The organism is Pseudomonas syringae group sp. 26L6, from assembly GCF_032587815.1.
GTDB classification, from domain to species: Bacteria; Pseudomonadota; Gammaproteobacteria; order Pseudomonadales; family Pseudomonadaceae; genus Aquipseudomonas; species Aquipseudomonas amygdali.
The window spans coordinates 185,727-197,670 of the sequence record NZ_JAWHPJ010000012.1 but is presented as its reverse complement, the minus strand read 5'-3'; the positions used below and the strand labels follow the sequence as shown (position 1 = coordinate 197,670).

At 52.2% G+C, this 11,944-nt stretch carries 9 protein-coding genes; 8 read left to right on the top strand and 1 reads right to left on the bottom strand.

From position 1 onward, the window contains the following. The first annotated feature begins 11 nt into the window (after positions 1–11). On the top strand, positions 12–1,433 hold the full coding sequence (locus tag RYA97_RS07305; RefSeq protein ID WP_016981789.1) for a Shedu immune nuclease family protein: 1,422 nt from the start codon (positions 12–14) through the stop codon (positions 1,431–1,433). A 110-nt stretch (positions 1,434–1,543) separates the two neighbouring features. On the opposite strand, the gene RYA97_RS07300 is transcribed toward RYA97_RS07305, so the two are convergent. Beyond that, entirely contained in the window at positions 1,544–2,557 is a 1,014-nt protein-coding gene (locus RYA97_RS07300; RefSeq protein WP_225694380.1) for a tyrosine-type recombinase/integrase, read from the bottom strand. 1,129 nt (positions 2,558–3,686) lie between these two features. Between RYA97_RS07300 and RYA97_RS07295 the strand changes: the two genes are divergently transcribed. From RYA97_RS07295 to RYA97_RS07265, 7 genes are all read left to right on the top strand, one after another. Beyond that, a complete protein-coding gene (locus RYA97_RS07295; protein ID WP_016981786.1) occupies positions 3,687–5,525 on the top strand; it encodes an integrase in 1,839 nt (612 codons plus the stop codon). A gap of 65 nt (positions 5,526–5,590) precedes the next feature. Further along, entirely contained in the window at positions 5,591–6,478 is an 888-nt protein-coding gene (locus RYA97_RS07290; RefSeq protein WP_005777275.1) for a TniB family NTP-binding protein, read from the top strand. 349 nt (positions 6,479–6,827) lie between these two features. Then, entirely contained in the window at positions 6,828–8,729 is a 1,902-nt protein-coding gene (locus tag RYA97_RS07285; protein ID WP_316892030.1) for a TniQ family protein, read from the top strand. Between the two features lie 244 nt (positions 8,730–8,973). After that, positions 8,974–9,324, top strand: coding sequence for a hypothetical protein (locus RYA97_RS07280; RefSeq protein ID WP_316892029.1), 351 nt, complete (start codon positions 8,974–8,976; stop codon positions 9,322–9,324). Between the two features lie 825 nt (positions 9,325–10,149). After that, complete coding sequence (locus tag RYA97_RS07275) at positions 10,150–10,641, top strand: hypothetical protein (protein ID WP_005777268.1); 492 nt, start codon at positions 10,150–10,152, stop codon at positions 10,639–10,641. Beyond that, positions 10,634–10,891 (top strand): hypothetical protein, encoded by a 258-nt coding sequence (locus RYA97_RS07270; RefSeq protein WP_005777266.1) that lies wholly within the window; start codon positions 10,634–10,636, stop codon positions 10,889–10,891. The genes RYA97_RS07275 and RYA97_RS07270 overlap by 8 nt, the downstream gene beginning before the upstream one ends. Before the next feature lie 229 nt (positions 10,892–11,120). After that, positions 11,121–11,903, top strand: coding sequence for a hypothetical protein (locus tag RYA97_RS07265; RefSeq protein ID WP_005777263.1), 783 nt, complete (start codon positions 11,121–11,123; stop codon positions 11,901–11,903). Positions 11,904–11,944 lie beyond the last annotated feature (41 nt).

Sequence of the window (11,944 nt, the reverse complement as noted above, 5' to 3'; positions counted from 1 at the left end):
GAGATAGAGCAATGGAAGGGCCTAAGCAAACCTCGCAGGACGTGTGGAATGGGGAGGACGTGCTTGAGCCCAGCTTCATCACCATTCGCCGGCCGTTGGAAAGCGGCTTTTGCGTTGACCTGTATCTTCAGGTCTTCGAAAAAGTCTCCATGGACAAATGGCGGTCACTGCCCGAAGACAGATGGCATCACCTAGCAACGATCGAGCCTGGCTGGATTACGATGTATCCCATCTACACGAACCCACACACTCAGCGCTATCGGAGCCCTAAGAACGGAAACGTGGGTTGCATCCTGTACAGCCATCAGTCGACGCGCGACTTTCCAGACACTCCGGATGATGCCGTGCTCTATATCGACGTCAGCCTCCCTCGCAAACTGTTTGATTCCTGTGATGAAGGGCTGGGACTTGTGAAACAGCTCACCCCGCTCTGGCGAGGCTTGCGATTCGCTCCTGGTTTAAAAACCCTAGTCATATCGGATGATAGTGACACCTCGATCACAGACGACATTGTCTTTGTGAGTGAGGCGAGGGTGGATGAATGCCGTAGAACATGCATGCGGATTACCCGGGCCCGAAAAAAGAGTGAGACGTCAGCCCAGTTGCACTGGGTGATGAGCCAGGTGTTTCCGACGCTGATGCCCAATGTGGTATTCGAAGGCAGCCGCCCTGTACTGGTGAGCGATACGAATGCTCGTAAGGTCGGCAATACAATTGCACAAGCTGCTGTGCGAGCCCGGCGTCACCAGCTTAGGGAGATGAAGGTCGGTGTTGAGATGCTGGCGAAGGAAGCTCCTCGCGAACTTTTCGAACTGCGCGCTGAGATCGAGAGGGTTACCTTGGCTGTGATGATCGAAAAGTTCGAGACCATGCTTGGCCAGAACCTCAGCGAGGGGCACTGGCAGCAGTTCTTCGAGGCCAATCTGTTCATCCTAGGGATGGTGTTCGCGCGCCCGGTGGCGCTTCTGCATACTCAGTTCCATGCCCGGGGATCCATGGTCAATGGCGCTGGCGCCCACATCGGCGACCTGCTTTTCGCGCAGGGATGCGAGCTGGCCATCGTGGAGATCAAGAAGCCTTCCACCCCACTCATGCAGAGCAGGGCGTATCGCAATCGCGATGTTTTCGGCCCACATCTGCAGCTCAGTGGAGCGATTACTCAGGTACTGCATCAGCAAGGCCTGATGCGCTCCAACTGGCTGTCACACCTGCAAGACCCGACGATGCGAGACTTGCAACCAGACACAGCGAGGTGCGTCGTCATTGCAGGTACCAAGCCAACCGAAGAGGGGCGCCGGCGCAGCTTCGAGATCTTTCGCAACGCCTGTAAGGACGTCGAGGTCGTCACCTTTGACGAGTTGCTTGGTAAGCTGCGGATGCTGGCTCAGCACCTGGCACCCGTAGATCCAGTCGACATCCCAGACATTTTCTGAAGAGCAGGCCGCGTGAGTTCTCGAATGAAGATACACAGCGAGGGAACGCCGCGGCCTATCAGATACCTGCCTGCATTTCTGCACATCGGCACATCTGGAGCTAAAGACGTTTACCCACGATCGCGTAAACCTAGGCGCTTGATTGAATGTGCACGTTCCTGATCGTGTGAGTGGTAGTACGTGTTTTGAGTCGTTGCCAAGTTGGAATGCCGAAGATCACTCTGCAAGTCTTTGGCGTTCCGAAACGGTGCATCAAACGTCGCCGAAGTATGGCGCAGCCAGTGCGAGGAGGCCGCCCGCAGGCTGTCCATCTCATAAGTTTCACGGCCTTCAGTGCGCATGCGGTTCAGGGCGTTGTCAAACACCGCCTGGAGAAGGGCGCGCACTTGTCGATCGGAGAGGCCAGATCGACCAGACAGGGTGGTGATCAGCGGCGTCTTCTCTTGATACTCTGGCAATGGCGACAGCCCCAAAAATCGACGGTAGCGCGTGAGGTAGCCGGTGACGTAATCGTCTCGCACAGCGATCTTGGCAGATTTATTGCCCTTACCAATGACATGGAACCACCAGTTACCTTCTTGGTCACGGCGGAAGTCGCCCATTGTCGGTTTCCAGTTACTGCGACCTGCAATATCCGAAATCCGGAGATACATACTGAACATAGTAATCAAGATAAACAACGTACGCTCATATTTATCAGGCTCAGCGGCTGCCATAACCTCAGCGGTATCCAATACATAGTCCCATTGTAGTGGCGTCAGTGCACGGGTAACTGTACCTTCATCAGGAGTGGTACTGTATTGATTCTTTTTGGTGACTTTACGGAACGGATTAGTCCCGACCAGTTCTTCCTCAATCAAGTACTCATAAAAACCGCTGCAAATTTTGAAGACGTTGCCCATAGACCCCTTGGACGAATGATACAGTGTTGCGGTTTTTGTCCTGAATTCGTCAAACGAGCGCTTCGGGACAGGTCGTAAATCAAGACAACCCAGATTTCCGTGGGAGTGCTTCCACGGCAGCTGAACGTTTAAGAAAAATGCTGAAAGCCCCGAAAACAGCGGCTTGTCAGCTTGTGAAAGCCATTTGAACGCCTTAAAGGAATCCCAACGGTCTCCAGACATTTTTCGTTTTTTGTCCTAGATTCTCAAAGTAGGCCGGCGACTCGGTTTTTGTCCTCAATCCTCAAAAAACGGCTAAACGCCCCGGTTCCACGGGGTTTCGAGGGCCCAGAAACGTCGCGTACGCCCGACAGGTGTGTCCGTAATAACTCAAGCGTGGAAGAAACGCCTCATACAACCGTTTGAACTTGACTCATTATAAATCAATGAGTTACAGGAACACGATCAGTCAGCCTGTGTCCAGAATTCGTAAAAAAGTGAGTTTTTTTGAGGGTGGTGAAATTGGCTGAACACCTTTATTTTCGGGGCTTACAGCGCAGCGATGACTCGTTTTGTCCACGATTCGCAACGGTCACAATGGAGACCATGGCGCGTGGATCTTAGGTTGCGGGTGTCCAAATTCACATACCTCCGTTCACCACTCAGCTCCTTGAAATTGCACCATTTTTTCAAATTTCATCACTAACATTCGTTTTTTTGTCACAAGAAAACGGAGTTTAGTGAAGTGGAGCTCATATAAATCAATAGGTTATGAACCTCCGTTTTTTTGGATCAGCGGTACGACCATGCCTCCGAAGGCGACCTATGCTTAGGCGTCAGGTGCACGATTGGAGCATGAATGGATGGTCTCTGTCGGCGATTTTTGCTCAGTGGGTAAGGCGTCCGACCTGCTGGTCGTAGAAGCTATGTGGAAGCAGCGCGGCGGGGTCGTACGTCTCTGCAAACTGTCTAATGGGCTCCAGTTGGCTCTGCCCGAGGAGCGGCTGACCCTGTCAACAGATCCGGTCGGGGCCTTCCGAAAGCATATGGACAAAATCGTCCGAGCCTCTCGCAAAAAGTCCAGGGCCTCAGCTAAGCCCGTGTTCGAATCAAATCCTGCTTGCGAGTTTGCAGAGTACCTTGCCATTACTAAAGACGAAGGGGCCACATATCGGATCAAATCAATCACTTACTTTCTCATCCTGCTGGAATCAGAGTATCTGACCCCTCACTACTCACTGAAAGCTCTATGGCGAGACGTCTGCGTCAAATGTGACCTGCTGGACATCGATCCGCCAACACTCGGGTTTGTCAGAGACCGGTTGCATAGCCGGCATCGTTCATTGCTCCACGAAATGATCGGGCGATAGCTATGGAATTTTCAATAGGTGAAGCAGTTCTGGTGGATGGTTTGGAGGGCATCTACCTAATGGACGGCGATGTCCCAGAGCGGGGCTGTTACCGGGTCAAACTCTCCGGATTACCTGTGCCATCAATTGAGGTACCTAAGAGCAAGGTTCACAAGATCAGCACCAAGGCCGTTGAACAAATCCGCGCGGCAAGTGACGTTGGTGTCGAAAACGCCGAGCCTGACGATGAGGTCAGGCCTGTTTCCCCGTATACCCCTGAACAAATTCTTGTGGGGACTGCACGGGAGGCTGTGATCAAACCACTGTACCTGGGACAGATCACCAAAGAGCAGGCTGAGCAAAAATTGAGCATCGGGCGAACAGTTCTGAATGATCTGCTGCGCCGCTATCGAGAATGGCAATCATGGGAAGCGCTGGTGCCCGGTGTTTCTGGACGAAGAAAGGGCGATACCCGGCTAGAGGATGAGGTTGAAGAGATTCTGGCGAAAGCGATCGATGAAGACTACAAGGGGCCGGGTGCGTCTGTAGTCGCTGTACTCAATCGTGTCCGGTGGGAGTGCCAGGCTATTTCGAAGAATCCGCCTTCAGCTTCCACGGTTGAAAGACGGTGTGCCCAGTCATCCATGCGCAAAGCAGTTGCTAATAACCAAGGCCCCGTTGCGGCGCGGGATAAATTCGACTCTTTTCCGTTTGGTACAGTCACGCAGCGTGCCCTTGAGCTTGGGCAGGCTGATAACAGTCCACTCGACTGCCAAGCGGTCGATCCTGATACTGGAAAAGTACTGGGGCGACCAAACCTGACCATCATCAGTGATGACCATACCGAATCCTATTTAGGATTCTGGTTATCGTACGCTGCGCCGTCAAGAAACACACTCGCAAATGCGTTCTTCATGGCATTACAGCCTAAAGATGAACTGCTGGCGGAGTTCGGGCTTTCTGCACGGTTTAAATGGATGCAGTACGGAAAGTTGTTCAGGTTGAGGACAGATGGAGGCGGCGATCTCAACGCCAAAACTGTCCTTGCAACGTTTTCAAAAAATGACATACGTCACGAGCGTAGAATGCGGCCGCAGAGCGGCGGCAAGGTAGAGCGTAAGATTGGTGTGGTGAATCGTTATTTCATTCAGACGCTGAACGGAGCGATAGCATCGAGTAGGAAAATCGCAAGGGGAGAAAACCCAGAGAAACTTGCGGAATACACCATAAAAGACCTTTTTATTCTTATTATTACCCAGATATGCATTCTGCACGAGCGTCCTGGTGAGGATGGTTTGACGCCCAATCAGCGTTGGATGAGAGACTTTGGCGAAAAAGACGGTGTAATACGAACGCCCCCAGTTGTCAAAGATGCAACCCAGTTCAAGATCGACATGCTCCATCAGAGGAACATCCATGTAAGGCGTGAGGGGCTTCTGACTCTTGGGTTGTTGTATGAGCCCGGCCCGTACTGGAACAGAGTCGGAGAGCCGGTAACTCTTAAGCTCGATTACGGTAACTTGCATAGGGCGTGGGTGATGGACGAAGGGCTATGGGTTCCTGTCAAACTTATCAACGCAGATATTTATCCGAAAACGATGATGGAGTGGAATATCCAGCGTAAATCCGGACTTCCAGTAGGCCAGCATACCCCTGAAGGACTCCAAGCTATGCAGGAACAGCATCACCTCAAGCAGTCCCTTCTGACTCAACGGCAGGAGCGTCGGCTGCAGGAAAGCCGGGATCTTGAGGATAAGATGTGCAAGATCAATCAGCGTACATCTAGCTCGCTCCTGGAACCCAAAGCGCCTGCAAAGCCTCACCAAGGCCCTATACCAGTCATGATGGGGGATGATCTGTGACCCACTTAAGCCCCCGGGCATTGGCGCTACTGGAACTACCTCGTGAAGAGCGGGCGCTTGCGTGCATGCGTGACGTATTCCTTAACTACCCCACAGCGATGGCTGTGGAGCACAGCGCCAAGCGGCTACTCGCATCACCCAGAAATACGTCAAACGCCGGGATGTCGCTCATCGCTCTTCCTGGCTTAGGCAAGTCGACGATTGGAGTGAGCTGGGAAAAGCGAAGCTTTGATCCTGCGTCAGATTGGCCGGGCAAGGTCATTTATCTCGACCTGGTTAAAAACAGTGCAAACCTCAGCGTGATGAAGCTGTTCCTGGCCGCAATCGGGGAACGGTTTCATACACGCCCTTTGAATCTCAGCTATCGAGATGTGGGCTTGGCTAAGACTTTGGTTCGGGAGCATAACGTACGCGGGGTTTTTGTTGACGAGGCTCCGATGTTAAGGCTCGCTTTAACTGGGGCGCCCGTGAATCGTGAGCTGGGCTCAATAAAGGGGCTGGCCGGGCACGAATGGCAGCTAAATGTTTTTTTGGCTGGAACGCCAGACGAAATGTATGCTTTGTTTGACAATGATGAAACACTAAAATCAAGATTCAACATTCGGGTAGGTTCTCTAAGCTATTGGAAGAATGATGTTGAGGGCAGGTCTTTTATTAAAGGTTACTTGGCGCTCATGCCGCTAGGGCAGCCCTCCGTACTCAATGATGATTTCTTTAGGATACTTGAAGAAAATACGCTAACAACTACCACTGTTCGAAAGAAATTGGTTATTTATAACTCGCGCCGTGCGGTAACTGACCTGACTCGTGAAACATGTCGCGCGGCAGTTGAGTCCGGGCAAGAATATGTCAACTCGGAGATATTGGTTAGCACTGTTCGCGCAATGAAGAATGTCATCGAAGAGATAAATCTCAATGACTATGCTCGACCGGACTTGGGCCCTTTTGCATGAGCACCGTTCTCGTCAGTGCGACTGAATGTTGTCTGCTCGGAAACGACGTTGCAGGGCTGACGGGAGACGAAGCTGCACGGGCAGCAGCGATGACCCCAGTGTCCTGTCTCGAAAATAAGCCGGTCACTTTTGGCGGAGTCTTGGGGGACTGCCCGGCATTGCCCATAGCCCTGCGATGGCTCGTCGCGGCGCCTTAGCGGAACACGCGAGCCACTCGCCTAGAGAACGTATTTCCGAGACAGGGCTCTAGCCGAGGTGGTACGCGTGATGCCCTGGCTGCCCTGAGAGCACAGAATTTGAAAAATTTGGATTCAAGGATTCATGACTACGGGATTGAGAACCAGGCTCAATGACGATCAAATCAGAGAAATGGTCAGATGCCTCAGGCAACCAAAAGGTCTTGGAGCAGTGCCTTGAGCACTTTCGTACAGTCACTCAGCCAGCCGAGTCACAAAGCGCTTCACATGCAGCCCCCTGCGCGCCTGAGCGAGAGGTTCTGCTGCTGGCTGCTCCGGCAGGAACTGGAGCCACCGCATTGCTGCTTCACCTGGCTTCTCTCCTAAGTCAAGAAGAGCAGAACGTCCTCTCGGTACTGGGAGGTACGACGCTAGAACCGACTGACTTCAGGCACGCGCTGAGTATTGCGGCTGGCATGCCTGGCGAGCTCGCAACTAAGGTTGACACCACCGTGACCGAGCTGGGCCAAGTACAGCATGCCGTGCTGAGCGCCCGAAACTACGAGACGTCTATAGTTCATGATGTTCAGACTTATCTAAAGGGTAGCAAGGACGCAAATACCAACTTCTGGATCATGTCTCATTGGGTAAAGAGTTTCAGGCAGAAGGGCTTTTTGTTCTGCGGTCTGCCAGATGCCATTTCCACGCTGAGCGTGAGCTTCAAAACCGCCTCGATCAAGCATCGCATTTTCACACTTGAACCTATGGTGGAAGGCCTGGGTTTTGACCAGTTTCTTGCGGATGTAAAAGCTGGGCTAGCGGACAGGTACGCCCCAGACGTTTTGGTTGCAGTGGATACGACCATCGTTCATGGGCGCTCCGGTGGTCGCATCGGCGCTGCTGTAGATGTCATGGATCACCTCCTCATGGAGATGACTGCGTCGATTGACACTGTTGGCGAGCCGGACTGGTACTGCCTGGGTGCACACGAGGTGAGCCAGGAAAGGAGATACGAACCAGATCACGATCAGGTACCTATTCAGGAACCAGTGACTCCCGTATTGGATGAAACGTTTTCGTCTTGGGCAGCGAGAAGCAGCTTGGTGCCCCGGAATTCTGCTGACAGCCTGTTTGCGGAAAACTTCATGCTGCTATGCAGCAAAGGTAGCGTCGACCCTGATCGGCAGTACGCGAATCTGGAGCTTCTTAGCCATTTCTCTCCTCGCGAGCGATTGTTGATTTCAAAGCAGTTCAAGGAAACGGATGATGCCTTAGTAGACTATCCAAACGCCTTGAACTATTGCCCACAGTGCTTTCACACAGACCTCAGTGCGGGCCTGAATCCCGTGTGGCGGCTGTCGTGGCAAAAGTCGCGTAGCTGCGTATGCGTGAATCATAAAGGCGGGGTGATGCTGCAGCGGCTTGAAACGCGGAACTTCACGGTCTTGAACAAGGCCTGGGTCGCTTTCAAAGAGCATGTGCAAAGCCCGGCAGCTCGGTTGACGTCCAGCTTTCCGCTTCAGCACTCGAATCCGGAATTCGTCAGCGGTGATAACTCGTGCCTCGTCCATCTAACAGAGCGGGTTCAGACCTGGTTCTACTCGCTGTCAGAAACATCCACTCCGACCAGGCGCGCAGCAGAGTTCCTGCTGGCATTTTGGCTACAGGATTCAGATGAGAGCAAGACCCAGGGTTTTGCTCGCTCATATTTCTTCTATCGATTAACCAAACCTCATGCCGGGCTCAAGAAAAAACTACATGGCGAGGTTCGGGATCGTCTTAGGCCAGACTCTGCTAAGCCTCGTGATCTCGCGGTTGCGTATTGGATGCTTGGGGTGAGTTTCGAGCTGATCTCTGATGTGGAGGCTGGTTTTATCAGAGACACGACTCGGGCCTATTCGACACCATTCCCCGTGAACAGATCGGAGATTGCTACCTTGGGCACACTGGCGTACAGCTGGTCACAAATCTCTGCATACTTGAGGCATGCGCGGGTTATCTTCGATGAGAAAGACCTGAAGGCAGTTGCCTGGGCCATTGATGAGACCATTTTTCCCGCGAGTCGTCGAAAGTAATGTGGAAGGGCAGGGCAGTAGTAACCGGATCAGTGTCAACCTGTTTCGAGCTTCCTCGGGGCTCTGAGGCAACGGATGGAAATTTATGCCGCACGGGCTTTACACTTCCAACTGTGGCTGACGACAAATAATTCAAAGGAGAGAACTCTAGAAAAAGTTGAAGATTACGGTGGAGGCAGAGAGTGCGTCATGCATATCCAGCCTACTCGAACTTGCACTGACCGAATTGAGGCGAGAAAGCCGAATGCTGGTTGAATTCGACAGCAGCATGGCCGGGAGTCAGGAAGGTACATTTGGCAGTTACGTCGTTGAATATGCGGTTTCGGAGACGTCACAAGATGCCTCTGACCCTGATGATCCGTTTGGTTTCGCTGATGTAGATAAGCCTCGATCGCCAAGAAAAGTCGCAGGCTACGAGCACCCGGAAGGTTGGTACGAAGACTCGATCTTACTCATCAATGACCCGAGCCAACCCAAGCTGAAGGAAGGGCAGCTGCTGAGCTACATGCGTGAGGTTCGCGGACTTCACATTTATGTACTACTTACTGATCAGGGCTTAGCTACGGTCGTCCGAGATTATCTTCAGCTCAAGTAGAAAGCGTAGGGCGCGTTCTCCAATTCTTAATCATTAGGCGATGATACAGGTGGTCAATAATGCCTACGTAGCGCGCGGCTCCAAGGACGAGCTGCGCGTCATGAAGAATTGATCAAATGGACTGACCGCGTAGGGCAGGATTCAGGGGTACATCCTTGGCGCCGCTAGCAATGGCTAGAGGTCAGGAGGGTGCTGAAGGGAACAAACGACCTGAATGCTCTGGAACCGAAGCGGGCAAGGAGGAACGGACATAAATGGGCTCGGGTGGGGCACAGGAGGCGGCGTTCAATATCGGTTTTCAATTAAATTGAGTGGTGCTTCTGTCCGTGGCCGCAGAAAAATCGTAGTCGCAAAAAATATAGTTAATTCAATAGACTAGAGTGCCGAGCGCTAGTCGATACTTCTCGGCGTTCCTTCAAAATGTGTTTTTTCCCTGAAGAACGCTGGCTGGCTGAGGCTTTCTGGGCAGCACCGACCGTCAGTCGTAACCAAACTTAATTGATAAATTGACAAGAAGCGATTCAAGGGTGGCGCCAGCATGCGAGTGGGATTGTTGCGTGGGTGCGAACATTCTGCCGAAAGGGTTCTGGCGATCTTGAAACGCCTTCATGTTGAATTTTCTGCTCATGATCCAGCGCAGTCTGGTGTCCGACCAATGGTAGCGGGTGGTAACGATTAGCCATCTAACTTATTGAATGTTATGCATTAATTCCAATTAGAACGGCGCCCTTGCAAGGGTGTTGCTTAGCTCTTAACCTCACTATAATAAGACAGGAACCTCATGAGTCGCCCAGGGGTAGGAGTACCAGATAGCCGGAGCCATGCATGGTCAGAACACACACGCTCGTTGAGTTTAGACGCAAGCAGCACGAGCTTGAATTGGCCTTGCGCGGGCTAGAGAAGCAACAGGAAGAGGTTGATTACAAACTCGACGTCGAGTTTTACCTTCGGCTGGAGGCGCTAGCCAAGGAGCATGGCTACACGTTCGCTCAGGTATTTGATCTTCTTGAGTCCAGGTACAAAAGCTCCGCTGGCAGTGCAAACGTTACCGTAGCTGGGAGTAGAGGAGCTGAAGCACCTGACGGCCCTTTATGCATGAAGACGCGCACGACCTCAGGCTTGCTGGACTTGATCGACCGGCTGCAGCCGAATGGCGGTAATGGTACTCCCTGCGTTAAGAGGGAGTCCGTGCTCGACAGTGATGCCATGCTCACTGTGGGCTTACCCCCTAAGTCAGTCATCGATTCACCAGTGCCGGCCCTGGTGGTGGAGGCAGATAGTGATGAGCCTGCCAGTGAGGAGAAAACCAATGACTAGTGTTCAAGAGTTCTTCGAATTGAGCAATAGAATCACTTTGGAGTACGAGGCGATAATTCCTCTTCTTCGAGATCCAGAAGTAGTGAAGGCGGCCCGCTTTCTTGCGGAACTCGACGCCCTTGCGAACGATTATGACTTTAAGCCAATCGACATAATGACATTGCTTGATCCAGGTCGCGCAGCAAGACTCCCAGCAGTCACTGAACAAAAAAGCAAAGCGACACCCAAACGGCGCAAGAATACTAAATGAGTTTAGGGCTACGCGTTCAGGCTCGTAGCAGGGGCACTTTGAAAAGGAGTCGATGATCTGGCTTTCTCGCCGCTGGCATTAGGAGATTACTTGGTCTGCGTCATGCGCTCAATTTTTTTCTGTAGGGCAGGCCGAAGACATAAAAGCTAAATCTGTGCAAGGCACGTGCAACTGGTGTGTTTCTTAGCTTTCGTTTGTGACTTTCTTAGCATAAAAATGGAGTTTTATTTTGAGCCAAGGGCGCTATTTGCTTTTTCTTGATATCCTGGGTTTCAGCGAGCTTGTAGAAACAAAATCCGTCAAAGAAGTTTACGCCGTCGTCGATAATTCTCTTCAGGCTTTTGGGCGATGGGAAGAACTCAATGCCTTATTTAAAACCATCTATTTCTCTGACACGTTTGTGTTCTACCAAGACCCAAAAGGGTATGGTGACTGGGCGTTCCTGGATATCTATGCCATTGGCGGAATGGTCTTGTCCGCCTTGCTAGCTGCTGGTATTCCCGCTAGAGGCGCGATTTCATTCGGTGAGTTCGAGGTCGAACTCGACTCTTCTGGCCGACATCAGGTCTATTTCGGTAAAGCTCTGATCGAAGCCTACCAGGCGGAGCAGAAGGAAAAATGGATCGGGATCACAATTCTCCCTTCAGCCTGGGAAGCTTATGACGCTGCGAATCCAGGAATTATTGATGCGTTTGCCCGCGAGAACGCGTGGCGGCGTCGGGACGACGGGGTTCTACTTCTGAACCCATTGATCAAGCTGCGAGCGTGGTATGACTTGGCTAGGATGGGGGAGGTAGACAAACCTTATTCGAAATGGGATGCCCCCGAGTTTCCTAACGACATTCTTGCGCTGAAATTCATCCGCGACAAAGCCACCTCTTACGCTGCGATCAACGACTTCACCAGCCCAGTCGCCGTCAAGTTCCACACAACCCATGATTTTCTGAAGAGCATGCTTGGTGATGAATGCTACGCGTGGGCCCAGATGGCGGCGCTGCCAGGAAATTTTTAAAACTCACCGGTGGCCTCGGCTACCATGGAAGGCCGTTACGT

Coding starts and splice junctions, on each gene's coding strand:
- RYA97_RS07305 (WP_016981789.1), top strand. CDS start 12: ATGGAAGGGCCTAAGCAAACCTCGCAGGACGTGTGGAATGGGGAGGAC.
- RYA97_RS07300 (WP_225694380.1), bottom strand. CDS start 2,557: ATGTCTGGAGACCGTTGGGATTCCTTTAAGGCGTTCAAATGGCTTTCA.
- RYA97_RS07295 (WP_016981786.1), top strand. CDS start 3,687: ATGGAATTTTCAATAGGTGAAGCAGTTCTGGTGGATGGTTTGGAGGGC.
- RYA97_RS07290 (WP_005777275.1), top strand. CDS start 5,591: ATGCGTGACGTATTCCTTAACTACCCCACAGCGATGGCTGTGGAGCAC.
- RYA97_RS07285 (WP_316892030.1), top strand. CDS start 6,828: ATGACGATCAAATCAGAGAAATGGTCAGATGCCTCAGGCAACCAAAAG.
- RYA97_RS07280 (WP_316892029.1), top strand. CDS start 8,974: ATGCTGGTTGAATTCGACAGCAGCATGGCCGGGAGTCAGGAAGGTACA.
- RYA97_RS07275 (WP_005777268.1), top strand. CDS start 10,150: ATGGTCAGAACACACACGCTCGTTGAGTTTAGACGCAAGCAGCACGAG.
- RYA97_RS07270 (WP_005777266.1), top strand. CDS start 10,634: ATGACTAGTGTTCAAGAGTTCTTCGAATTGAGCAATAGAATCACTTTG.